The sequence below is a fragment of the Streptomyces parvus genome, from assembly GCF_032121415.1.
In the GTDB taxonomy this organism is placed as follows: domain Bacteria; phylum Actinomycetota; class Actinomycetes; order Streptomycetales; family Streptomycetaceae; genus Streptomyces; species Streptomyces globisporus_A.
This window is the reverse complement of the sequence record NZ_CP135079.1, coordinates 3,893,879-3,916,243: the sequence shown is the minus strand read 5'-3', so window position 1 is coordinate 3,916,243 and position 22,365 is coordinate 3,893,879. Positions and strand designations below refer to the sequence as shown.

Below are 22,365 nucleotides of genomic sequence, written 5' to 3'. Positions count from 1 at the left end.
GGAACGGGGGCGGTGCCGCCCGGCGGGCCGGGAACGGAGTCAGTACCCCTGCCCGACCAGATAGGAGTCGAAGTCCAGTGCCAGGGACCGGGCCTCGGAGACCCGCGCTTCGCTGTCCCCGTCCACCAGCACGAACGTGCAGACGCCCTGGGCCGCCCGGACGACCCACATCACACGGTCGCCGTCCCGCAGCAGGGCGAGTTCCAGCTCGCTCCCGGTGACGACGTCGGAGACCACCTCGCGGCTCTCCCGCCGCCAGAGCGTGCCCGCGATCCGCAACCCCCGGGGGTGGACGGCCTCCGCGCACACGGTGCGCAGGGCCTCGACATCGTCCGCGCCCTCCGCGTCGGGCGCCGTCGAGCGGAAGTACGGCCACGCGTCCTCGTCACCCCGCCCCGCGACCGCGAAGAACCCCGCCTCGGCGGAGAACGCGGCGGCGGCCCGGACGGGCGAGCCTTCCACGCCGAGCACCAGATGCGTGCGCAGGACCTCGCCCCACTTCTCGGTCACCGGAGACATCGTTGCGTCCCTCCCCTTCTCGTCGTCCTTCGTCGTTCGTCGTTCGCCGGACGGTCCCCCCGGGCCCGGCCCAGCATCTCCTGCCCGGGTATCTCCCGGTCAGACCGGATCCCTCCGCCGCGCGCGGACGACAGCACCACCCGGGGTTCGGGGAGCCGACGACGGGGCACGCGGAGCAGACACCACTCGCCCACCACAGCACCAGGACAAGGAATCTCCATGATGGTCGTCGGAATAGTCGCCGTCTGCGTCGTGCTCGCGGTACTCGCCTTCTTCGTACCGCGCCTCTCCCGCCGCCCGGAGCGCGGCACCCAGCGCTCGCTGGGCCTGGGCTCGCGCGCCGGCGGCAAGGCTCCCGGCATTCTGGGCCGGATCTTCAGCAAGCCGTTCCGCAGCAGCTCCAAGGCCGTCGGCCGCAGCGGCTCGGCCGGTCGCCGTGCCCGCGGCCACATGCCGTTCTGACCGTGGTGCCCCGGCTCCACGACCCCGTCGAAGGGGCCTCCCGCAGAGTGCCGGGAGGCCCCTTCTTCCTGCACCACGTGGTCTACGTACGCCAGGTGGTGACCGTGCCGGGCGCCCGCCGCCCTACCAGGCGAACGCCTCCGGCGACGGACCCGGGCCCGGGAAGATCTCGTCCAGGCCGGTGAGCACCGCCTCCGGGAGCTCCAGCTCAAGCGCCCGGAGCGCGCTGTCCAGCTGCTCGGCGGTGCGCGGGCCGACGATCGGGCCCGTGATGCCGGGGCGGCTGAGCAGCCAGGCGAGGGCCGCTTCGCCGGGCTCCAGGCCGTGCTTGTCGAGCAGGTCCTCGTACGCCTGGAGCTGGGCACGGGTGGCAGGGTCGGCCAGGGCGTCGGCCGCGCGGCCCGAGGCGCGGCGGCCGCCCTCGGTCGTCTTCTTGATCACGCCGCCCAGCAGACCGCCGTGCAGCGGGGACCAGGGGATGACCCCGAGGCCGTACTCCTGCGCGGCCGGGATGACCTCCATCTCGGCGCGGCGCTCGACGAGGTTGTAGATGCACTGTTCGCTGACCAGGCCGAGCGAACCGCGCCGGGCGGCCTGCTCATTGGCCTGGGCGATCTTGTAGCCGGAGAAGTTGGACGAGCCGACGTAGAGGATCTTGCCCTGCTGGACCAGGACGTCGATCGCCTGCCAGATCTCGTCGAAGGGGGTGTTCCGGTCGACGTGGTGGAACTGGTACAGGTCGATGTGGTCGGTCTGGAGGCGCTTGAGGGAGGCGTCGACCGCGCGCCGGATGTTCACGGCGGAGAGCTTGTCGTGGTTGGGCCAGGCCTCGCCGTCGGCGCCCATGTTCCCGTACATCTTGGTGGCCAGGACCACCTTGTCGCGTCGGCCGCCGCCCTGGGCGAACCAGGTGCCGAGGATCTCCTCGGTGCGCCCCTTGTTCTCGCCCCAGCCGTAGACGTTGGCCGTGTCGAAGAAGTTCAGGCCCGCGCCGAGCGCGGAGTCCATGATCGCGTGACTGTCCGACTCGTTGGTCTGCGGGCCGAAGTTCATCGTCCCGAGGACGAGCCTGCTGACCTTGAGTCCTGTGCGTCCGAGCTGTGTGTACTTCATGACGCCCAAGCCAACTCCTTCGAGTCCACTCCAGGCAAGCACGCACCCCGGACGCGCCGGGCCGCCCTGCGGCGTGGGACGCCGCCCGACGGCCCGCCGGGTCTCAGCCGCCCAGGGCTGCCCCCACGGCGACGACGACGAATATCAGCACGAGCACGGCCGCCATGATGCGGTTTCTGGTCTTCGGGTCCACCCTGCGAGCGTAACGGCACCGCTCACCGGGCCGACCGCCAGCCCGCCCGGGCCGTCGTACCGGCACCGCGGCCCGGCCCGGCGCGGCGGCACCGCTCACCCGCCCAGCGGCCAGGCCCGCACCGCCGTGTGGCGCGGTCGCTCCCCCGGCACCCCGGACGCCGGCGGGTGACTGTGTACGAGCGTCAGCTCGGCGGCCTCCCAGCGCTGCCCCTCGAACCCCGCCAGCGCCGCGACGAGGGGCCGCAGGTCCGCCGCGCCCCGGCTGCGGGCCAGGGTGAGGTGCGGGGTGTGGCGGCGGTGCTCCTCCATCGGCAGCCCGGTCCGCCGGGCGGCGGCCTCCGCGCGCTCGGCGAGCAGCCGCAGCGTGTCGAGCCCGCCCGCAGCCCCGGCCCACAGCGCCCGCCCGCCGAAGTGTCCGGCCCCGTGCACGCGGAGCGCGAAGGGCTCGGTGCGACGCGCGGCCCGCTCCAGACGCGCCTCCAGCTCCGGCCGCACGTCCTCGGGCACCTCCCCGTAGAACGCCAGCGTGAAGTGCCAGCCCTCGGGGCTCGTCCAGCGCAGATCCGGCGCACCGGGCAGGGCGTGCAGCGGCGCGAGGGCCGTGCGGAGCTCGGCGACGGCCGCGCCGGGCGGCAGGACGGCGGCGAAGAGCCGCTGGGTGGCGGGACGACCGGGTTCGCTGCTGCTCATGCGCGCGAGTCTGGCAGCTCCGGGGCGCCGGGCCCGGCGCCGTCCCGCGCGACCGGGCGCCCCGGCACGGAAAACGCCCTCCTCCCGGTCCGGAAGGGGGGCGTTTCCCGTCTCTGTCACGCCGCCGTCGCCAGCTGCTCGCGCGGGACGAAGCGGACGTGCGGGCGGCCCGGGCGCAGGTCGACCTTCAGGCGGAGACCGCCGACGCGCGCGAGGGCGAAGCCGACGGCCAGGGCGGCGATCACCGAGATCGCACCGCCGGCCGCGAAGCCGGTGCGGGCGCCGTAGGTGTCGCTGATCCAGCCGACGATCGGGGCCCCCACCGGCGTACCCCCGGCGAAGACCATCATGTACAGGCTCATCACCCGGCCCCGCATCTCCGGATCGGCGGCCATCTGGACGCTCGTGTTCGCGGTGATGTTCGTCGTCAGGCCCAGCATGCCGATCGGGACCAGGAGGATCGAGAACAGCCAGACGGTCGGGGAGAGCGAGGCCGTGATCTCCAGCAGCCCGAACGCCGTGCCCGCCGCCACCAGCATCCGCAGCCGCGAGGAGCGGCGGCGGGCGGAGAGCAGCGCGCCGGCCAGCGAACCGGCCGCCATCAGGATGTTGAAGAAGGAGTACATGCCCGCGCCGCCGTCGAAGATCTCGTCGGCGAAGGCGGTCAGCCAGATCGGGAAGTTGAAGCCGAACGTGCCGACGAAGCCGACCAGGACGATCGGCCAGATCAGCTCGGGGCGGCCCCGGACGTAGCGCAGGCCCTCGCGGAGCTGGCCCTTGGCGCGGGGCACGGTCACCGAGGCGTGCAGCTCGTTCGTCCGCATCATCAGCAGGCCGACGAGCGGGGCCAGGAAGGACAGGCCGTTGAGCAGGAACGCCCAGCCGCTGCCGACCGTGGTGATCAGGACACCCGCGACGGCGGGGCCGATGAGCCGGGCCGACTGGAAGTTCGCCGAGTTCAGGCTGACCGCGTTGCGCAGCTGCGCGGGACCGACCATCTCGGAGACGAACGACTGGCGGGCCGGGTTGTCGACGACGGTCACCATGCCGAGGAGGAAGGCGACCAGATAGACGTGCCAGACCTGGACGACCCCGGAGAGGGTCAGGACGGCCAGCGCGATACCGCACAGGCCGAGCATGGCCTGACTGACGAGCAGGATCTGCCGCTTCGGGAGGCGGTCGGCGATGACGCCGCCGTACAGGCCGAAGAGCAGCATCGGAAGGAACTGCAGGGCCGTGGTGATGCCCACGGCGGTGGCGGAACCCGTCAGGCTCAGCACGAGCCAGTCCTGCGTGATGCGGGACATCCAGGTACCGGTGTTGGAGATCACGGCGCCCGTGGCGAACAGGCGGTAGTTACGGATCTTCAGCGACGAGAAGGTCCCGCCGGTCGTGCTCTCGTGGGTGGAAGTCGGTGCGGGGGCGGAGTCTGCTCCGGGTCCCGTACTCAAAAGGGTTCATCTCCTCGTACGTCTGCGGCGTGCGGTCCGACGAGGACGTGACGACGGGCGCTCCGGCGGTGATCCGGTCCGGCCGTATCCAGGGATACGGCCCGGCGGGTCACCGTCGGCGCGCCCGTGGGGTCACAGGTGGGCGAGCTTCTCCAACACGGGCGCGGCGGCCCGGAGCGTCTCCCACTCGTCCTCGTCCAGGCCCTCGGCGAGGTGGGCCAGCCAGGCGTTCCGCTTGGTGCGGCTCTCCGCGAGCATGGCCTCGGCCTGCTCGGTCTGGCTGACCCTCTTCTGCCGACGGTCATCGGGGTGCGGTTCCAGCCTGACCAGCCCCTTCGCCTCCAGCAGCGCGACGATGCGGGTCATCGACGGCGGCTGCACATGCTCCTTGCGGGCCAGCTCACCGGGGGTGGCCGAGCCGCAGCGGGCCAGGGTGCCGAGCACCGACATCTCGGTGGGGCTCAGCGACTCGTCGACACGCTGGTGCTTCAGGCGACGGCCCAGCAGCATCACGGCGGAGCGGAGGGAGCTCACGGCGGCGGCACTGTCGCCGTCGTGGATCAGGTCAGGCATGTTCGTTAGCGTAACTCATTACCCAATCTAAATACCACCCGGTTACGCCTCCCGTAAATTCCGATCACCCGAACGAGTGAGTTGGAAGCGGAAAGTGACGCAAAGAGCGCTCCGGGGCGGCGACCCTGCTGGACATGGGATCGACAGTGCTCAGCCTGCGGATAGACGGTGAGCTGCTCGACCGGCTCCGGCAGCACGCCGCGAAACGCGGAATGAGCGTCCAGGACTACGTGGTCCGGACGCTCATTCGCGACGACTTCGACGAACGCTTCAAGGTGGCCGTCGAGGAGACGGAGAAGTTCTACGGCGACGCGAGGGGAAGCGTGACGCCTCCGCTCGACTCCAGGAGGAGCGTGACGCCGCCGATCACGTGAGGCCGAGCGCCGGCATCGCGTAGTAGAAGACGAAGACCGCCGACACCACGTACATCGCGATCGGCACCTCACGGCCCCGGCCCGCCGCCAGGCGGAGCACGGAGAAGGCGACGAAGCCGATGCCGATGCCGTTGGTGATCGAGTACGTGAACGGCATCATCACCATCGCGAGGAACGCCGGGACCGCGAGCGTGTAGTCGCTCCAGTCGATGTCCCGCACCGAGCCCGCGATGATCAGGAAGCCGACCGCCAGCAGGGCGGGTGTGGCCGCCTGCGACGGGACCATGGTCGCCAGCGGTGTGAGGAACAGCGCCACCGAGAAGAGCAGGCCGGTCACCACGCTCGCCAGTCCGGTGCGGGCGCCCTCGCCGACACCGGCGGTGGACTCCACGAAGCACGTGGTGGCGGAGGCGGAGGTCGCCCCGCCCGAGGCGACCGCGATGCCGTCCACCAGCAGCACCTTGTTGATGCCGGGGAAGTTGCCGTTCTCGTCCATCAGCTTCGCCTCGTCGCCGACGCCGAGAATGGTGCCCATCGCGTCGAAGAAGCAGGAGAGCAGCACGGTGAAGACGAACAGCACGCCGGTCAGATAGCCGACCTTCTCGAAGCCGCCGAACAGGCTGACCTCGCCGAGCAGCCCGAAGTCCGGCGCGGAGACCGGGTTGCCCGGCCACGAGGGCGTCGTCAGACCCCATGCCCCCTCGGGCAGGCCCGCCACCGCGTCGATGACCACGGCGACGGCCGTCATGGCGATGATCGAGATCAGGATCGCACCGGGCACCTTGCGCACGATCAGCGCGAGGGTCAGCAGCGCGCCGAGGACGAAGACGAGAACCGGCCAGCCGTTGAGGTGGCCGTCGCCGCCGAGCTGGAGCGGCACGGTGGTGTGCGCGGCGTCCGGGATGCGGGAGACGAAGCCGGAGTCGACGAGGCCGATCAGGAGGATGAAGAGACCGATACCGATGGCGATGCCCTTGCGCAGCGACCTCGGCACGGCGTTCATCACGCGTTCCCGCAGCCCGGTGGCGACCAGCAGCATCACCACGACGCCCGCGAGGACGACCATGCCCATCGCGTCCGGCCAGCTCATCCGGGGGGCGAGCTGGAGCGCGACGACGGTGTTGACGCCGAGGCCGGCGGCGAGCGCGATCGGCACATTGCCGATGACGCCCATCAGCAGCGTGGAGAAGGCGGCGGAGAGCACGGTGGCGGTGACCAGCTGACCGTTGTCCAGCTGGTGGCCGTACATGTCCTTCGCGCTGCCCAGGATGATCGGGTTGAGCACGATGATGTACGCCATCGCGAAGAACGTGGCGAACCCGCCGCGGAACTCGCGGGCGACGGTCGACCCCCGCTCGGAGATCTTGAAGAACCGGTCCAGGCTGCCCTGGGGCTGCGGAGCCGCGGGGGGCGGCGAGTCGACCGGAGCGGTGGCCGAGGGGGGCATGGGTGACCTCAGTCGTACGTAGGGGAGGCGGAGCAAAGGACGAGAGGTGATCGAATTTGGATGTTCCGACGAACAATTCGAGCCAGCCCAAAGCAGATTCAGTATGAATACATCAAGCGAAGATCGCTATCTCCGCGCGTAGACCCTGGGGCCGACCGCCCCGTCACCCGCCGATCGGGGGGTCAGGACGGGGCCCCATACACTGAACGCATGGAGAAGTGGACACCGAAGCACGAGGCGCCCGAACCCCTGGAGGGCCCCGTCGTCGCCACCGTCGTCGGCGGCACGATCCTCTGGTTCGTCCTCTTCCTCGCCCAGCTCCCCTTCTACGGCTGGTTCGCCGACCGCGGCCACACCTGGTGGGTGTGGACCCCGCTGGCCGGCGCCGGGCTCGGCCTGATCGGGATCTGGTACGTGCGCGGCCGCGACGCCGCCCTCAAGCGCCACGCGGCCCGGGCCGAGGTCAAGGACGCCGCGGGAGCCGAGGCGGCGGACAAGGCGCTGAGCGGCGACCAGCCGGACGGAACCGGCTGACCCGCTCGCGTCTCCGTACGACCACGGGACCGACTTCGTCCTCCCCTGGTCGGATCTTCGACCCCCTGGCGGGAGATTCACCGCGGGCGCCCGTAACGTCGGACCCATGACGCAGCGGGCACTCGACTCCTCCGGGGAGCAGACCCCCGGACCCTCCCGGCCGGCCATGATCGACGCGGGGGCGGAACTCGACCCCGTGCACCCCATGGAGCCACCGCCGCCGCCCCATCGGCCGGACGGTCTGAGCACCGCCGAGGTGGCCGAACGGGTCGCGCGCGGCGAGGTCAACGACGTACCCGTACGGTCCTCGCGCTCGCTCGCCGAGATCGTCCGCGCCAACGTCCTCACCCGGTTCAACCTGATCATCGGCGTGCTCTGGGTGATCATGCTGTTCGTCGCGCCGATCCAGGACAGCCTCTTCGGCTTCGTGATCGTCGCCAACACCGGCATCGGCATCATCCAGGAGTGGCGGGCCAAGAAGACCCTGGACAGCCTCGCGGTGATCGGCGAGGCGAAGCCGACCGTGCGGCGCGACGGGGCCGCCGCCGAGATCTCCACCTCCGAGATCGTCCTCGGCGACCTGGTCGAGCTGGGCCCCGGGGACAGGGTCGTCGTGGACGGCACGGTCGCCGAGGCCGACAGCCTGGAGATCGACGAATCCCTGCTGACCGGGGAGGCCGACCCGGTGATCAAGCGGCCCGGCGACCCGGTGATGTCGGGCAGCTTCGTCGTCGCGGGCGGCGGGGCGTTCACCGCGACGAAGGTGGGGCGCGAGGCGTACGCCGCGCAGCTCGCCGAGGAGGCGTCGCGCTTCACGCTCGTCCACTCGGAGCTGCGCAGCGGCATCAGCACGATCCTGAAGTACGTCACGTGGATGATGGTGCCGACCGCGATCGGGCTGATCATCAGCCAGCTGGTCGTGAAGGACAACAACTTCAAGGACTCCGTCGCCCGGACCGTCGGCGGCATCGTCCCGATGATCCCCGAGGGCCTGGTCCTCCTCACCTCCGTCGCCTTCGCCATCGGTGTCGTCCGCCTGGGCCGCAAGCAGTGCCTGGTGCAGGAGCTGCCGGCCATCGAGGGCCTGGCCCGGGTCGACGTGGTCTGCCTGGACAAGACGGGCACGCTGACCGAGGGCGGCATGGACGTCACGGAGGTCCGGCCGCTCCACGGGAGTGACGAGGCATACGTACGGCAGGTGCTGCGGACGCTGGGGTCCTCCGACCCCCGGCCCAACGCCAGTCTCCAGGCCATCATCGACGCCTACCCGGCGGACGCCGAGGGCGCGGAGAGCTGGACGGTCACCGACGCGATGCCGTTCTCCTCGGCGCGCAAGTACAGCGGCGCGGCGTTCGCCGAGGCCGACGGGACGGCCTCGGCCTGGCTGCTCGGCGCGCCCGACGTCCTGCTGTCCGAGGGCGACGCGGCCCTCGCCGAAATCGAGCAGCTCAACGAGCAGGGGCTGCGGGTGCTGCTGCTGGCCCGTGCGCAGGGCGAGGAGCTGGACGCGCCCGGCGCGGCCTCCGGGGCCGCCCCCACCGCCCTGGTCGTGCTGGAGCAGCGGCTGCGGCCCGACGCGGGCGCCACGCTCGCCTACTTCGCCGACCAGAACGTGGCCGCCAAGGTCATCTCCGGCGACAACGCGGTCTCGGTCGGCGCGGTCGCCGGGAAGCTGGGCCTCGCGGGCGCGGAGAACACGCTGGACGCCCGCCGGCTGCCCACCGACCCGGACGAGATGGCCACGGCCATGGAACAGAACGCGGTCTTCGGCCGGGTCACCCCGCAGCAGAAGCGGGACATGGTGGCCGCCCTCCAGTCGCGCGGCCACACGGTCGCGATGACCGGTGACGGCGTCAACGACGTCCTCGCGCTCAAGGACGCGGACATCGGGGTCTCGATGGGCTCGGGCTCGGAGGCGACGCGGGCGGTGGCGCAGATCGTGCTGCTGAACAACAGCTTCGCGACGCTGCCGTCGGTGGTGGCCGAGGGCCGCCGGGTGATCGGCAACATCACCCGGGTCGCGACGCTCTTCCTGACCAAGACGGTCTACTCGGTGCTGCTGGCGATCCTGGTGGTCTGCACCCAGGTGGAGTACCCGTTCCTGCCGCGGCACCTGACCCTCCTGGCCACGCTGACCATCGGCGTCCCCGCGTTCTTCCTGGCGCTCGCGCCCAACAAGGAACGGGCCCAGCCCCACTTCGTACGCCGGGTCATGCGGTACGCGATCCCCTCGGGCGTCATCGCGGCGGCGGCCACCTTCACCACGTACCTGGTGGCACGGCACCACTACAGCGGCGAGGGCGCACTGGACGCCGAGACGAGCGCGGCGACGCTGACGCTGTTCCTGGTCGCGATGTGGGTCCTGGCGATCATCGCCCGCCCGTACACCTGGTGGCGGATCGGCCTGGTGGCGGCGATGGGGCTCGGCTTCCTGATCGTGCTCGTGGTGCCGTGGCTCCAGGACTTCTTCGCGCTGAAGCTGGTCGGCACGACGATGCCGTGGACGGCGGTCGCCATCGCGGTGGCGGCGGCCGCGCTGCTGGAGTTCGTCTGGCGAGGGGTGGGGCGGCGCTTCGGGGCGTAGGCCGCGGACAGCGGGAAGCCCCCGGGAGGACGGTGATCCTCCCGGGGGCTTCGGTAGGCGATTACTACTTCACGTCGAGGTAGTCGCCCTTGGCCGAGACCGCCGGGGTGCTCGGCGTGCCGGCGAAGCTGTAGCGCCACGTGCCGTCGGCCGAGGCCTTGACGGTGGTCTTCAGAGTGCCGGTCGAGCTGGTCGTGACCGTCTTGACGGTCGTGTAGCTCGTGGCGCCCTTCTTCTTGAACTGGAGCTTCACGGCCTGCTTGCTGTAGCCCTTGTACGTGCCGGTGTCCCAGTTGGCACGGGTCAGCTTGCCGGTGACCGTGATGGTCTTGCCCTTCTTCACGGGCTCCGGGGAGGCGTTCACGGTCAGCTTGGAGAAGCGCTGGACGCGGACCTTGGAGAGAGCGTCATGCTGGAACTCCTCCCCCTCCTCGGTGACGGCCGACGCTCCGACGCGCCACCAGGTCGCATCGGAGTTGATCATCAGGCCCGGGTCGAGGGTGATGGTGCCCTTGCAGGTCGAGGTGGTCGCGCTGACCACCTTGCAGGAGATCGACTTCCCGTTCGGGCCGAAGCCGAAGCTGTCCTCGTCCTCGACGGACGAGCCGATCCAGATGAACGCGGCGACGCCGCCGACACCGGCCTCGGCGGTGGCCGTGGCGGTGAAGGGCACCGTCTGCTTCGACTTGGTCCCGACCGGAATCGGCTTGCCGCCGTTGACGACCGCCGAGGTGATCTTCGGTGCTGCTGCGGCCTTCGCGGCGGCGAACCCGCGCTTCGACTTCTCACCGGCCGAGGGCTGGGCGGCGGTGAAGCCGCTGTCCGGGTTCCAGGACCGACCGTCATCGGCCTGCGCGGCCGGTACTGCGAAAGCGGAAAGGGCCAGGGCGCCGGAAACGGCGGCCACGGTGGCACGAATACGCATGTGTCCCCAAGTGGAGAAGGGGTCCCGGGGCGCGCTTGTGTCGTCAGCCCGGCGGGACCCATCTGGTCCATGAGCCTCTTGGCTCACAGGAACAGACACACGAACCAGGTGAACGGTTGTGCAGGTCTGTGACTTTTCTGTGAACCCGCAGCTCACTCCCGGGACACCGCCGACCCTCAGTCGAACCAGCGGTCCCGCGCCAGCTCCTCCGTACGCGACGGGTCCTCCAGCAGGGCCGCGACCTCGAAGCGGCGGGGCCACTGGCCCGCGGCCCAGGCGAGACCCGCCGCCACGCCCTCCAGGGTGGCGGCGTGGACGACGCCGTCCGGGGTGCGGCGCCAGTCGAGTTCGACGCCGCCCGCGCGGAGTTCGGGGTGTTCGATGTACGCGTCGGGGGTGGCGGGGCCGAGCAGGACGCGTACCGACTCCGGTACGCGGTGCTCCTCGCCCTCGCTGGTGACGTCCGCCTCGACCGTCTCGCCCAGGCGGCCCACCTGGAGCAGCTCGGCCAGCTCGGCGGCCCGGGACGGGGCGACCGGGAGGAGCGGCAGGCCCGCCGTCAGCGGCAGCACGTCCGGGGCGTCCGCGATCACGGCGTCCGCCGCGTCGACCACCGTGACCTGCCCGTCCACCACCGCGCGCAGCTCGTCCGGCAACGTCACCTGGTCCGGGTCCAGTTCGGCGAGGGCCGTGTAGAGCGCGTGCAGTTGCACGGGGGTGACGGGGCGTTCCTCGTCGGCGAGGCGGCCCAGCAGTTCGGCCGCGCCGCCCGGCTCGTCCAGGAGGGCGGCGACCGAGGTCCGTACCCCGAGAGCCCGCAGCACCTGGGCGTCGTCGAAGCCGGTCGCGTCCACCGCGTCGTACAGCCCGGCCAGGAGCGGGTCACCGCCCGCCGAGCGCAGTCCGGCCGGGCGGCGGCCGTCCAGCACGGGGTGATCGCGCAGCCACCACGCGGTGTACGCGCGCACGGACTGCGTCGTGCCGTCCGGGAGCAGCACCCGCACCGGCTGCGTCAGCGCGTCGCGCAGCGGCGGCCGGGCCAGCATCGCGAGCGCCTGCGGCCAGGCATCGTCGTCCACCAGGTCCAGATCCCGTACGGCGACGATCTCGGTGGCGACCGGCGGCACGGGCGTCTCGGGCAGCTGGTCGAGCAGGTCCTCGCACCAGACGTCGACGGCGTCCAGCAGCCCGGCGTCGTCGGGCTCGGCGAAGTCGCTGTCGCGGGGCTCCAGTTCGTCCGGGTCGAGGACCACGTCGGTGGCCCGGACGAGGGCGAAGGTGGCGAGCACCCCGCAGGCGGTGAGCGGCGCCTCGCCCCAGCGATCGGCCAACTCCTGGTCGACGAGGGCGAGTTCCCCCTCCCGCATGATCTGCGCGAACGGACTTGCGGGCAGGACCAGTTCACCGGCGGGGGCAGGCTCGCCCTCCTCGTCGGGCAGGGCCAGCGCGCCGAGCCACGGCTCGTCGCCGGGGGCGAGTTCGGCGTCGCGGACGAGGGTGAGCACGGTCTCGGCCAGCTCGTCGGCGTCGAGCGCGTCCTCGTCCCAGATCTCCCCCGCGTCCAGCGACCCGGCGACGGCGGACCGCACCTGAGGGGTCGTCAGTACGGCCCGGGGTGTGGCGGGCAGGGCGCCCAGCTTCTCCAGCAGGGGATGGGCGGCGTCCGGGTGGGCGACCTTCAGGCCGAGCCGGGAGAGGCGGCCGAGGACGGGGCCGGTCAGCGCGTCCGGAAGGGGCAGCAGGATCTGGCGCGGCCCGATGGTGGTGCGCGGCGGGCGGCCGGCCCGCTCGTCCTCCGGGTCACCGGCGAGCGGGACGGGGAGGCCGGTGAGCCGGTCGGGGTCGGTGCCCGCGAGGCTCTCGTAGAGCCGGTGCCACCAGGCGGGGTCGCGCTCCAGGCCGGCGAGCCGGTCGATCGCCTCGGTCAGCGGGACCCGGGCGACCCCGAGGGTACGCAGCTCGGTGCGCCGCTCAAGACCGGCGGGCAGCAGACAGGGCAGCACCTCGGCGAGGACCGTTACGGTCTCGGCCCCGACGCCCTCGACGACCTCGGCCTCGACGGGCCGCAGGGCGGAGGTGTCGGATGCGGTGTCCTCCGTACGGTCCCGGTCCCAGTCGTCGCCCCAGCCGCTCTCGGCCTCGGGGTCCCGGGGCGCGGCGGGCTCCAGGAACGCGACCCTCGGCAGCCGGGCCAGGATCGCCCCGCGCAGGGCCCCGTCCAGCGCGCCCTTGCCGAGCTGGCCCGGCACCAGGTCGATCGTCCCGGTCGACACGGGCCGCCAGCCGTCCAGCAGCTCCGCGTACGCGTCGGCCGCCCGCTCCACCAGGAAGTCGGTCAGCGGCCCCGGCGCGGGGTGCCTGCGGGCGGTGTCCAGCGGGAGCGAGGCGATGAGCAGGGCGGGGATGCCGAGGGGTTCGTCGGTGGGGGTCGGGGCGTGCACGACCGGTGCCGTACGGGGGTGGAGCGGAGCGCCGGACTCGTCGACCGGGACCGCCCAGGTCACCGACCAGTGCGGACGCAGCCGCTCCTCGACCGGCCGGTCGGCGAGCAGGGCGGGCTCGATGGGTCCGTGGTGGAGGACGGTGCGCCAGCGGTTGAGACCGCGGGCGGAGTCGTCGATGTGGGTGTACGGGCCGTGCTGCGACCGGCTCAGGGTCCGCGTGCCGTCCGGGGTCTCGATGACGATCTCGTCCAGGCCGGACAGCGTGAGCAGCAGCGCGTCGTCCACGGCGGCCAGCAGCCGGGCCACCAGGTCCTCGGCGGTGCCGTCGCGCAGCGGCAGCACGACGACGGTGTCGTACCCCTCGGGCGCGGAGCCCTCGGCGGGCAGTGGCAGGCGCAGCAGCGGTACGTGTCCGTCGCGGCGGCGCAACTCGTCCCCGAGGCCGGGGGAGCCGACGGCCGCCTGGCGGGCCATCTCGCGCGCCTCGGCCAGCGACCAGCGGACGCCGCCGTGGCGGCCGAGCACCGCCGGTTCGTCGCTGACCGCGAGGACGGCGGCGAACCCGACGCCGAAGCGGCCCACCGCGGACTCGTGGCCCTCGCGCTTGGCGGAGGCCCGCAGGGTGCTCAGGGACTCGACGCCGGTCGCGTCCAGGGGCGCGCCGGTGTTGGCGGCGGCCAGCACGCAGCGGGCGTCCGGGTCGCCGGGGGCGGCGGGGTGCAGGGTGAGGCGGAGCCGGCCGGGGGCCCCGGCGCGGGCGGCGGCGTCGGCGGCGTTCTGGGCCAGCTCGACGACGAGGCGGTCGCGGTAGCCGCCGAGCGCGAGGTCCTCCTCGGCGTTGGCGTCCTCCCGGAACCGGGCGGGCCCGGCGCCCCACGCGTCGAGCACGCCGCGCCGCAGCCGTGCCGTCCCGAACGGATCGGCCCCCTCGGTCGCCTTCATGCTCACGCTCTCGACTCCGTCCGCGTTGTGGGTGGCCCGCGTATGCCTGTGCGGCCCAGTGTGCGCCCGAAGGTACCGCGCGCGCCGCCCCTCCCGTACCGGCGTCCCGGGCCAAGCCGGTGTCCGCGACGGCCTGTGCCCCTTCAAGCCCGTCCGGCGTTTGAGGACGGAACCCGTGCGCGGGTGAGCGGTCACTGAGCAGGTTCCAGGAGCCCGGGCCCTCGAAGCCGTGTCCCGGACCACGTCGGTGGTTCCGTCCTCAAACGCCGGACGGGCTGGATAGACCCACCAAAACGGGGCTGGCCGAAAGTGCGCCGCGATGCCCGGGCGCCGCGAGCCCGGACCCCGCAGCGGGCAGGAGCGTCAGGAGTGCCCCAGGTCCTCCGCGTCGCCGTCCGCCTCGGCGGGCACCGAGCCCTCGCCCCGCTCCGGCCGCAACGCGTACGCGTCCACCCGCATCGTGTCCAGCGCGTGATCCGCCGGCCGCACCGGCTTCGGCATCACCGCCGCCTCCGAGTGCCCACCGCACCCGTACGCCAGCGACACCACATGCCCGTCCGCCGGACCGAACTCGTTCGCGCACACCCCGAAGGCCTGCTTCAGCGAGCCCGCCATCGGGATCAGGAACGCACAGCTGACACACGTCGCCGGGGCCGCCTGGGCCATCGGCGTCTGCGGGCCGAACGCCTCGTCCCACCGGTCGGCCGCCTCGTACAGCCCGTACCGCGACAGCACCCGCGCCCGGCGCGTACCCAGTTCCTCGGCCACCGCGGCGATGGAACCCCGGCTGGTCGCGGCCACCGGCCGGTCCGTCAGCTCGGCGTCCTCCGAGTCGACCAGCTCCGCCAGCTCCTCGGAGACCACGGAGTTCGGCGGCGGCTCGTCCTCGCCGGTCCAGCCGGGCTCCAGGCGCAGGTCCTCCGCCTCGGTGGGCAGCAGGTCCCCGGGGCCCATGTCGCCGGGGCGCAGCCGCTCGCTCCACGGCACCCACTCCGGCGCCAGGAGCGCGTCCGCCCCCGGCAGCAGCACCGTTTCGTCCAGGGTGACGTTCTTCGCGCGGGAGGCCCGCGCCACCGTCACCGCCCAGCGCCAGCCGCGGTAGCCGGGCTCCTTGGCCTCGAAGTAGTGCGTGACGACCCGGTCCCCCTCGGAGACCACGCCGACGTGCTCACCGACCACACCGGGCGCGGCGGCCTCCTCGGCGGCCGACCGAGCAAGGTCGACCGCCTCGGCGCACAGGCGGTCGGGAACCGGGGTACGGGTCGCACGGGTCGTACGGCTTCGCGTGGTCGTCGCAGCACTCACAGGTCTTCGCTTCTCTCCATACGCCAGTCTCACGAGCGCGCCAGCTGCTGCACGATTGCCGTTTTCGGCCAGACAAGTGCGGGCGGAGCGGACCTGGGGGCCGCGTCGACGTCCACACCCGTTGTGCCTGCCTCGGGCGCGCCTTCTGCCACCCATTCTGCGGGATCGCCGAGAGGCGCGCGGCCAAGAACAACCGCCGGTGGCGCGTTACGCACGCTACCCTCTCCGCCGCGCTGCGCCCACCTGCCCGTCCCAAACGTGCCGGATCCGTTCCCCCGGCGCCCGTCCGCGTACGGCACCGCCGCGGCTCGCCCGACAGGGCGTCGCCCTCGGCAACCCGCGCGAGTCCGCGGCCGATCACCGTTCATACCGGCCGGGGTTGGGGCACTATGACGAGGTGACTGCCGCCAGGTCGCACGACGGTCCCGGCCCGCTCCGCAGGGCGGGACGGGCGGCGGGCCATGCCCTGCGCGCCCCGTTCACCGGCACGGCGCGCTCCATCCGCAAGGCGACGCACGCCCACGGCGCGGGCGAGTCCGGCCTCGGCAAACTGATCGAACTGCACGCCGTGAACGGCGCGGGCGACGTCATGATCACGGTCGCCCTCGCCTCCACCGTCTTCTTCTCCGTGCCGACCGACGAGGCGCGCGGGCGCGTCGCCCTCTACCTCGCCATCACCATGGCCCCCTTCACCCTGCTCGCCCCGGTGATCGGCCCGCTGCTGGACCGTCTGCCGCACGGCCGCCGCGCCGCGATGGCGGGCGCGATGCTGGCCCGTGCGCTGCTGGCGGTCACCATGTCGGGCGCGGTCGCCACCGGGGGACTCGAGCTGTATCCGGCCGCGCTGGGCGTCCTGGTCTCGTCGAAGGCGTACGGCGTGGTGCGCAGCGCGGTCGTGCCCCGCCTCCTGCCACCGAATTTCTCCCTGGTGAAGGCCAATTCCCGGGTCACCCTGGCCGGGCTGCTGGCCACCGGGGTGGCGGCCCCGATCGGGGCCGGCCTCCAGACCATCGGCTCCGCCTGGCCGCTCTACGGCGCGTGCGCGATCTTCGTCGCGGGGACCTTCCTCGCCTTCACCCTGCCGCACAAGGTCGACTCCGCGAAGGGCGAGCGCCGGGCGCGGCTGATCGTCCCGCACCACGACGGGGCCGCCTCCCGGCCTCCCGCCCCGGGCCGGGAGGCCGGGAGGAAGGGCAGCACCCGGGCCGGGCTGCGCAGGAGCGGTGGCAGGGCCGGCAACGGGGAGAAACCGGCCAAGGAGCGGCCGCCCGGGCTGCGGTCCGTGGGCGGGTCCGTCCTGCACGGCCTCCAGGCCAACGCCGCGCACCGGGCCCTCTCCGGCTTCCTCATCTTCTTCCTGGCGTTCCTGCTGCGCGAGCACCCGCTGGCGGGGCAGAGCGCGGCGGTCTCGCTCGGCATCGTCGGCGTGGCGGCCGGGGTCGGCAACGCCTGCGGTACGGCGGTGGGCTCCTGGCTCCGGGCGCGCGGCCCCGAGGTGATCGTCGCGACGGTGCTGGGGCTCGCGCTGAGCGTGGCGGTCCTCGCCGCGGTGTTCTTCTCCACCGTGCTGGTCGCGGCCCTCGCCGCGGTCGCGGGCTTCACCCAGGCCCTGTCCAAGCTGTCGCTCGACGCGATGATCCAGCGGGACGTGCCCGAGGAGGTCCGCACCTCCGCGTTCGCCCGGTCCGAGACGTTGCTCCAGATGGCCTGGGTGGTCGGCGGCGGTATCGGCATCGCCCTGCCGCTCAACGCGGGGCTCGGCATGTCGGTCGCCGCGGGCATCCTCGCGCTCGGGGCGGCCGCCTCCGTACGGGGCCTCCTGGGGGCGGCGCGGCGCGGCACGCCGCACCCCCGCGTGGCGTGAGCGAGGACGACCGATAGCCTTCGGCCCATGACCGTTGCGTTCTTCTCCGGTAAGGGCCGTCGAATCGGCGTCGCTCTTGGTGCCGTGTCCGCGGGACTCCTTGTCCTTTCCGCCTGCGACAAGCCGACGCCGCTCGCGACCGTGACGGTCGGCAGCGACTCGGTGAACACCGAGGCCGCCTGCTACAACGACGGCGACCCGATCAAGGAATCGCTGATCCAGGGCTGCCTGAACAAGAAGGCGGACAAGGTCGTCAAGATCTCCATGGACGACAAGGTCCGCTTCGGCGTCGACCCCGAGATCGCCGAGAACGGCTGGACGCTCTTCATCAACGGCCAGCAGGCCGAGCAGGAGCCGTACAAGAACACGTACCGGACGATCCCCGGGAACGCGTTCCTCGCCAGCCAGACGGGCCAGACCGCCGAGAAGACGACCGTCTCCATCGTGGAGACCAAGGGCAAGAAGCTCACGGGCGTCTGGCAGTTCGAGTTCAAGAACAAGGACAAGGACTGACCCCGGCGCCTGGGGACCGGCCCCTCCGCCCGCTCGACCCCTCTGCTCCCCGTCCTCGACTCTGAGGCTGACATCCGTGCGTGTGCTCGTCGTGACCGCTGTCCCGGTGGAACGGGACGCGGTCACGCGTGCGTTCGGGGACGCCGAGGAGCGCGTGGCGCTGCCGGGGGCCGAGCTGCACCGCCGCGGCGCGTTCGACGTCCTGGCGGGCGGGGCGGGACCGGCCGCCGCAGCGGCGGCCACCGCGTTCGCCCTGGCGTCCGGGGCACCGGCAGCCGGGGCACCGGCGTCCGCTCCGTACGGGCTCGTCGTCTCGGCCGGGATCGGCGGGGCGTTCACCCCCGTGACCCCGCTCGGCTCGCTGATCGTGGCGGACGGTATCGTCGCCGCCGATCTGGGAGCGGAGACCCCCGACGGCTTCCTGCCGGTCACCGCGCTCGGCTTCGGCCGGGACCGCTTCACCCCGCCGCCCACGCTGGTACGGGAGGTCGCGGCCGCCGCCGGCGCGGCCACCGGCCCCGTACTCACCGTCTCCACCGTGACCGGCTCCGCCGAACGCGCCGGCGCCCTGCTCGCCGCGCACCCGGGGGCGCTGGCCGAGGCCATGGAGGGCTTCGGGGTCGCGGAGGCCGCCGCCCGGGCCGGCGTGCCGGTACTGGAGGTGCGGGCCGTCTCGAACGCCGTCGGCCCCCGCGACCGGGACGCCTGGCGCATCGGCGACGCGCTGGCCGCGCTCACCGACGCGTTCGGAAAGGCGGCATCCGTACTGGAAGGCTGGAACAGCCACGAGGACCTGGAAGGTTGAACCGGCATGACGACCGACACCGCAGCTAGCGACAGCCCGGCCGGGGACGCGATCCGGATCGCCTACTCGCCCTGCCCCAACGACACCTTCGTCTTCGACGCCTGGGCGCACGGCCGGGTCCCCGGCGCGCCCGCGCTGGACGTGACCTTCGCCGACATCGACATCACCAACGGCATGGCCGAACGCGGCGAGCTGGACGTCCTGAAGGTGTCGTACGCCGTCCTGCCCTGGGTCCTGGACGAGTACGCGCTGCTGCCCTGCGGCGGGGCACTGGGCCGGGGGTGCGGTCCGCTGGTCCTCAGCAAGGAGCTGGGCCTCGACCTGACCGGCCGGACCGTCGCCGTGCCGAGCGAGCGCTCGACGGCGTACCTGCTGTTCCGGCTCTGGGCGGCGGAGATGGTCCCGGGCGGCGTCGGCGAGGTCGTCGTGATGCCGTTCGACGAGATCATGCCCGCCGTACGGGACGGCAAGGTGGACGCCGGCCTGGTCATCCACGAGGCCCGCTTCACCTACCGGAACTTCGGGCTCCACAACCTGGCCGACATGGGGCGCCACTGGGAGGACACCACCGGCCTCCCGATCCCGCTCGGCGCGATCATCGCCAGGCGCTCCCTCGGCGAGGAGACCCTGCTCCGCCTGGCCGACGCCGCCCGCAGCTCGGTCCGCCTCGCCTGGGACCACCCGGAGGTCTCCCGGCCGTACGTACTGGAGCACGCCCAGGAGATGGACCCGGCCGTCGCGGACCAGCACATCGGGCTGTATGTGAACGAGTTCACCGCCGACCTCGGCGAGGACGGCTACGCGGCGGTCCGCGGCCTGCTCACCCGCGCGGCGGCCGAAGGGCTGGTCCCCCCGCTGGGCCCGGACGCGCTGGCGTTTCCCTGAGCGACGGGCGGGGGGCGACGGGCGGCGGGCAGTCGGCCCCGGGCCGGTCGACCCGGCTCCTCGCCGAGAGCCGGGCCTGAACCGTATCCGCGCGTCGCGTCCCTACACGTCGAGCTGGTCGGCGACCGCCCTCAGCAGGCCCGCGATCTTCGCGCCTGCGGCCTTGTCGGGGTAGCGGCCCCGCTCCAGCTGCGGCGTGATGTTCTCCAGGACCGTCGTCAGGTCCTGCACGATCGACGCCAGCTCGTCCGGCTTGCGGCGCTGTGCGGCCGCGACGGACGGGGTGGGGTCGAGGACCACCACGGAAAGGGCCTGGTCGCCGCGCTGGCCCGCGACCACGCCGAATTCCACGCGCTGGCCGGGCTTGAGTGCGTCGACTCCGGCAGGGAGTACCGACGAGTGGACGAAGACGTCGCCGCCGTCGTCGCGGGAGAGAAAGCCGAAGCCCTTCTCGCTGTTGAACCACTTGACCTTGCCGGTGGGCACGTCTGTCCTCGTCCTCGTACTCGTCGGTGTGCGGGAGAGCCGGAAAACGGCTCCGAAAAGCACCGGATAGCAATACAGCGGGTCACCGTGACCCGCCCGGTCCCAGGCTAATGGCCCTACGGCCGGTGACAAGACGTCGCCGGAGAGTTCCTCCGGGCTGGGAACTACCCTGGTCGCGTGAGTACTACTCCTTCAGGCGCAGGCGACCGGCTCGTTCAGGTCGGCGCGATCGTCTTTTTCGTCGGCGCACTGGCCACGCTGGTCACCGTCGCCCCTCTGTTCCTCGGTACGGACCCGTTCCCGCCGATCGCGTACGGCGTCTGCATGCTGATGGGCGTCGGGTTCCTGATCGCCGGGGCGGGCGTGGTCCGCTCGGCGTGGGTGAACTCGCCGAAACGGGCCACCAACCCGTAGGGGCCCGGGTTCTCCCCTGCCGCCTACGCCGCCCGTTCCGCGGCGAAGGCGGCCAGCCAGGCCGGGAACTCCGTCAGGTCCGCCAGCACCACGTCAGCGCCGGCCGTCCGCAGCTCCCGCTCGTCGCACGGGCCCGTCGTCACGGCCACCGACAGGGCGCCTGCCGCGCGCGCTCCTCGTACATCTCCCACGTGGTCGCCCACGTACACCCGCGCCGCGTGCTCCCTCAGCGCCTCGCCCTTGGCCTCCGCCCAGAGCGAGCCGATCACCGTGTCCGGCTCGATCCCGAGGTGCGCGAGGTGCAGCTTGGCGTTCGGCTCGTACTTCGCCGTCACGACGATCGCCCGGCCGCCGAGCGCCCGCACCGCGTCCACGGACTCCCGTGCTCCGGGGAGGGCCGTGCTGGGCGCTATCGCGTGGTCGGGGTAGAGCTGCCGGTAGCGGTCACCGACGGCGGCCACCTGTTCGGCCGGGAACCAGTGCGCCAGTTCCGTCTCCAGCGGCGGGCCGAGCCGGCTCACGACCAGTTCCTCGTCGATCGGCACCCCCGTCTCCGCGGACAGGACCCGGAAGGCGGCGGCGATGCCGGGGCGGGAGTCGATGAGCGTCATGTCGAGGTCGAAGCCGACCGTCAGAGGGTGCTGAACCGTGGATGCCATGCCTGCCATTCTGCCGACCGGCCGCTGTCGGGGGCGAAATCGCGCCGCCTAGACTGAAGCGCGTACTTAGCCAAGCCTTACCGGCCCGGCACGTACCGCCGCCTTCCGCGTCCGTCCCGATTGGTTCCCATGTCAGCGTCAGCGCCCGTGCGGGCCGCCGCGCCTTGCGGTGTGCCCCGCGCACCCCGCCTCACCCGACGCGCGACCGCGACGGCCGCGGCCGTCGTCGCCCTGCTGCTGGCCGTCCTGCTGAGCCTCGCCGTGGGCGCGCGGTCCATCCCGCCGGGCGAGGTGGTCGACGCCCTGCTGCACGGCGGGCACTCGGACGCCGCCGAGGTGATCCGCACGATGCGGGTGCCGCGCACGCTCATCGGGCTGATGGTCGGCGCGGCGCTGGCCCTCGCGGGCACGGTGCTCCAGGGCATCACCCGCAACCCCATCGCCGACCCCGGCATCCTCGGCATCAGCCAGGGCGCGTCGGTGGCCGTGGTGATGGCCATCGCGTTCGCCGGGGTCCACACGCTCACCGGCTATGTGTGGTTCGCCTTCGCGGGCGCGGCCGTCGCCTCGGTCGCCGTGTACGCCGTCGCCTCCCGGGGACGCGGCGGCGCGACCCCGGTGAAGCTCGCGCTCGGCGGTGCGGCGATCAACGCGCTGCTGGTGTCGGTGACGATGGGGATCCTCACGACGAAGGCGTCCGCGCTGGACGAGTTCCGCTTCTGGCAGGTCGGTTCGATCGCGGGCCGGGAGGCGGCCGTCGTCCAGCAGGTGTGGCCGTTCCTCCTCGTCGGGACGGTGCTCGTGCTCGCCGTCGCCCGCGGCCTGGACGCGCTCGCGCTCGGCGAGGACGTGGCGAAGGGGCTCGGGCAGAACGTCGCGGCGGTCCGGATCGTCGGCGGTGTCGGCGCGACCGTGCTGACCGGGGTCGGGGTCGCCGCCGCCGGGCCGATCGCGTTCATCGGGCTCGCCGTCCCGCACATCGCCCGCGCGGTCGTCGGCAACGACCACCGCTGGGTGCTGCCCATGGCGGCGCTGACCGGGCCCGTGATGCTGCTCGTCTCGGACGTCGTCGGCCGGATCGTGTTCCCGCCCGGCGAGGTCCCGGCGGGCGTGATGACGGCGCTGATCGGGGTGCCGTTCCTGGTCGCCCTCGTACGCCGGAAGGCGGTGCCGGCATGAGC

Annotated in this window: 21 protein-coding genes; 10 read left to right on the top strand and 11 right to left on the bottom strand. The window is 72.7% G+C overall.

Annotated elements, in window-relative coordinates; genetic code table 11:
- Positions 1-39: 39 nt before the first annotated feature.
- Positions 40-519 (bottom strand): hypothetical protein, encoded by a 480-nt coding sequence (locus RNL97_RS18650; protein ID WP_243314687.1) that lies wholly within the window; start codon positions 517-519, stop codon positions 40-42.
- A gap of 219 nt (positions 520-738) precedes the next feature.
- Here RNL97_RS18650 and RNL97_RS18645 point away from each other — a divergent pair, with 219 nt between their 5' ends.
- Positions 739-981 carry a DUF6411 family protein gene (locus tag RNL97_RS18645; protein WP_030591244.1) on the top strand — a complete coding sequence of 81 codons (243 nt, stop codon included), beginning with the start codon at positions 739-741 and terminating at the stop codon, positions 979-981.
- 123 nt (positions 982-1,104) lie between these two features.
- On the opposite strand, the gene RNL97_RS18640 is transcribed toward RNL97_RS18645, so the two are convergent.
- The 4 genes from RNL97_RS18640 to RNL97_RS18625 all read right to left on the bottom strand — a co-directional run bounded on the left by RNL97_RS18640 (position 1,105) and on the right by RNL97_RS18625 (position 5,003).
- The gene (locus tag RNL97_RS18640; protein ID WP_030591241.1) at positions 1,105-2,094 is read right to left on the bottom strand and encodes an aldo/keto reductase; all 990 of its coding nucleotides are present in this window, start codon (positions 2,092-2,094) and stop codon (positions 1,105-1,107) included.
- A 288-nt stretch (positions 2,095-2,382) separates the two neighbouring features.
- A complete protein-coding gene (gene thpR / locus RNL97_RS18635) occupies positions 2,383-2,979 on the bottom strand; it encodes an RNA 2',3'-cyclic phosphodiesterase (protein WP_243314685.1) in 597 nt (198 codons plus the stop codon).
- A 116-nt stretch (positions 2,980-3,095) separates the two neighbouring features.
- Complete coding sequence (locus tag RNL97_RS18630) at positions 3,096-4,430, bottom strand: MFS transporter (protein ID WP_030591235.1); 1,335 nt, start codon at positions 4,428-4,430, stop codon at positions 3,096-3,098.
- A 132-nt stretch (positions 4,431-4,562) separates the two neighbouring features.
- Entirely contained in the window at positions 4,563-5,003 is a 441-nt protein-coding gene (locus RNL97_RS18625) for a MarR family winged helix-turn-helix transcriptional regulator (RefSeq protein WP_006126571.1), read from the bottom strand.
- A 134-nt stretch (positions 5,004-5,137) separates the two neighbouring features.
- Between RNL97_RS18625 and RNL97_RS18620 the strand changes: the two genes are divergently transcribed.
- Complete coding sequence (locus RNL97_RS18620) at positions 5,138-5,377, top strand: hypothetical protein (RefSeq protein ID WP_030591232.1); 240 nt, start codon at positions 5,138-5,140, stop codon at positions 5,375-5,377.
- Here RNL97_RS18620 and RNL97_RS18615 read toward each other — a convergent pair.
- The gene (locus RNL97_RS18615) at positions 5,370-6,824 is read right to left on the bottom strand and encodes an NCS2 family permease (RefSeq protein ID WP_030591229.1); all 1,455 of its coding nucleotides are present in this window, start codon (positions 6,822-6,824) and stop codon (positions 5,370-5,372) included. The two genes, RNL97_RS18620 and RNL97_RS18615, sit on opposite strands and share 8 nt — an antisense overlap.
- A 210-nt stretch (positions 6,825-7,034) precedes the next feature.
- On the opposite strand from RNL97_RS18615, the gene RNL97_RS18610 reads away from it, so the two are divergent.
- Together RNL97_RS18610 and RNL97_RS18605 are read left to right on the top strand one after the other, a co-directional pair.
- Positions 7,035-7,358 (top strand): DUF2530 domain-containing protein, encoded by a 324-nt coding sequence (locus RNL97_RS18610; RefSeq protein ID WP_030591226.1) that lies wholly within the window; start codon positions 7,035-7,037, stop codon positions 7,356-7,358.
- Between the two features lie 106 nt (positions 7,359-7,464).
- Complete coding sequence (locus tag RNL97_RS18605; RefSeq protein WP_030591223.1) at positions 7,465-9,942, top strand: HAD-IC family P-type ATPase; 2,478 nt, start codon at positions 7,465-7,467, stop codon at positions 9,940-9,942.
- A 64-nt stretch (positions 9,943-10,006) separates the two neighbouring features.
- Here the strand turns inward: RNL97_RS18605 and RNL97_RS18600 are convergent, their stop codons facing one another.
- The 3 genes from RNL97_RS18600 to RNL97_RS18590 all read right to left on the bottom strand — a co-directional run bounded on the left by RNL97_RS18600 (position 10,007) and on the right by RNL97_RS18590 (position 15,558).
- Entirely contained in the window at positions 10,007-10,867 is an 861-nt protein-coding gene (locus RNL97_RS18600) for a calcium-binding protein (protein WP_313750964.1), read from the bottom strand.
- Positions 10,868-11,043: 176 nt separating this feature from the next.
- Entirely contained in the window at positions 11,044-14,253 is a 3,210-nt protein-coding gene (locus RNL97_RS18595) for a sacsin N-terminal ATP-binding-like domain-containing protein (protein ID WP_030591217.1), read from the bottom strand.
- Positions 14,254-14,616: 363 nt separating this feature from the next.
- Positions 14,617-15,558 carry a DUF3027 domain-containing protein gene (locus RNL97_RS18590; protein ID WP_030591214.1) on the bottom strand — a complete coding sequence of 314 codons (942 nt, stop codon included), beginning with the start codon at positions 15,556-15,558 and terminating at the stop codon, positions 14,617-14,619.
- 397 nt (positions 15,559-15,955) lie between these two features.
- Between RNL97_RS18590 and RNL97_RS18585 the strand changes: the two genes are divergently transcribed.
- The 4 genes from RNL97_RS18585 (at position 15,956) to RNL97_RS18570 (ending at position 19,625) form a co-directional block, all read left to right on the top strand.
- Positions 15,956-17,422 (top strand): MFS transporter, encoded by a 1,467-nt coding sequence (locus tag RNL97_RS18585; protein ID WP_030591200.1) that lies wholly within the window; start codon positions 15,956-15,958, stop codon positions 17,420-17,422.
- Between the two features lie 27 nt (positions 17,423-17,449).
- Positions 17,450-17,935 (top strand): hypothetical protein, encoded by a 486-nt coding sequence (locus RNL97_RS18580; RefSeq protein WP_030591197.1) that lies wholly within the window; start codon positions 17,450-17,452, stop codon positions 17,933-17,935.
- A gap of 76 nt (positions 17,936-18,011) precedes the next feature.
- Positions 18,012-18,740: a futalosine hydrolase gene (locus RNL97_RS18575; protein WP_243314683.1), complete on the top strand. Its 729-nt coding sequence runs from the start codon at positions 18,012-18,014 to the stop codon at positions 18,738-18,740.
- A 6-nt stretch (positions 18,741-18,746) separates the two neighbouring features.
- A complete protein-coding gene (locus tag RNL97_RS18570) occupies positions 18,747-19,625 on the top strand; it encodes a 1,4-dihydroxy-6-naphthoate synthase (RefSeq protein WP_030591191.1) in 879 nt (292 codons plus the stop codon).
- A gap of 102 nt (positions 19,626-19,727) precedes the next feature.
- Here RNL97_RS18570 and RNL97_RS18565 read toward each other — a convergent pair whose 3' ends face one another.
- Entirely contained in the window at positions 19,728-20,111 is a 384-nt protein-coding gene (locus tag RNL97_RS18565) for a cold-shock protein (RefSeq protein ID WP_006126557.1), read from the bottom strand.
- Between the two features lie 177 nt (positions 20,112-20,288).
- Here RNL97_RS18565 and RNL97_RS18560 point away from each other — a divergent pair, with 177 nt between their 5' ends.
- The gene (locus RNL97_RS18560; protein ID WP_030591188.1) at positions 20,289-20,525 is read left to right on the top strand and encodes a hypothetical protein; all 237 of its coding nucleotides are present in this window, start codon (positions 20,289-20,291) and stop codon (positions 20,523-20,525) included.
- Positions 20,526-20,548: 23 nt separating this feature from the next.
- On the opposite strand, the gene RNL97_RS18555 is transcribed toward RNL97_RS18560, so the two are convergent.
- Entirely contained in the window at positions 20,549-21,184 is a 636-nt protein-coding gene (locus tag RNL97_RS18555; protein ID WP_313750963.1) for an HAD family hydrolase, read from the bottom strand.
- 129 nt (positions 21,185-21,313) lie between these two features.
- Between RNL97_RS18555 and RNL97_RS18550 the strand changes: the two genes are divergently transcribed.
- The gene (locus RNL97_RS18550) at positions 21,314-22,363 is read left to right on the top strand and encodes a FecCD family ABC transporter permease (RefSeq protein ID WP_030591182.1); all 1,050 of its coding nucleotides are present in this window, start codon (positions 21,314-21,316) and stop codon (positions 22,361-22,363) included.
- Positions 22,364-22,365: the final 2 nt, after the last annotated feature.

Bases quoted from the DNA above. Each gene is read 5' to 3' on its own strand.
- RNL97_RS18570 (WP_030591191.1), top strand. From the start codon at position 18,747: ATGACGACCGACACCGCAGCTAGCGACAGCCCGGCCGGGGACGCGATC.
- RNL97_RS18580 (WP_030591197.1), top strand. From the start codon at position 17,450: ATGACCGTTGCGTTCTTCTCCGGTAAGGGCCGTCGAATCGGCGTCGCT.
- RNL97_RS18640 (WP_030591241.1), bottom strand. From the start codon at position 2,094: ATGAAGTACACACAGCTCGGACGCACAGGACTCAAGGTCAGCAGGCTC.
- RNL97_RS18625 (WP_006126571.1), bottom strand. From the start codon at position 5,003: ATGCCTGACCTGATCCACGACGGCGACAGTGCCGCCGCCGTGAGCTCC.
- RNL97_RS18605 (WP_030591223.1), top strand. From the start codon at position 7,465: ATGACGCAGCGGGCACTCGACTCCTCCGGGGAGCAGACCCCCGGACCC.
- RNL97_RS18620 (WP_030591232.1), top strand. From the start codon at position 5,138: ATGGGATCGACAGTGCTCAGCCTGCGGATAGACGGTGAGCTGCTCGAC.
- RNL97_RS18645 (WP_030591244.1), top strand. From the start codon at position 739: ATGATGGTCGTCGGAATAGTCGCCGTCTGCGTCGTGCTCGCGGTACTC.
- RNL97_RS18615 (WP_030591229.1), bottom strand. From the start codon at position 6,824: ATGCCCCCCTCGGCCACCGCTCCGGTCGACTCGCCGCCCCCCGCGGCT.
- RNL97_RS18600 (WP_313750964.1), bottom strand. From the start codon at position 10,867: ATGCGTATTCGTGCCACCGTGGCCGCCGTTTCCGGCGCCCTGGCCCTT.
- thpR (WP_243314685.1), bottom strand. From the start codon at position 2,979: ATGAGCAGCAGCGAACCCGGTCGTCCCGCCACCCAGCGGCTCTTCGCC.
- RNL97_RS18650 (WP_243314687.1), bottom strand. From the start codon at position 519: ATGTCTCCGGTGACCGAGAAGTGGGGCGAGGTCCTGCGCACGCATCTG.
- RNL97_RS18595 (WP_030591217.1), bottom strand. From the start codon at position 14,253: ATGAAGGCGACCGAGGGGGCCGATCCGTTCGGGACGGCACGGCTGCGG.
- RNL97_RS18555 (WP_313750963.1), bottom strand. From the start codon at position 21,184: ATGGCATCCACGGTTCAGCACCCTCTGACGGTCGGCTTCGACCTCGAC.
- RNL97_RS18550 (WP_030591182.1), top strand. From the start codon at position 21,314: ATGTCAGCGTCAGCGCCCGTGCGGGCCGCCGCGCCTTGCGGTGTGCCC.
- RNL97_RS18610 (WP_030591226.1), top strand. From the start codon at position 7,035: ATGGAGAAGTGGACACCGAAGCACGAGGCGCCCGAACCCCTGGAGGGC.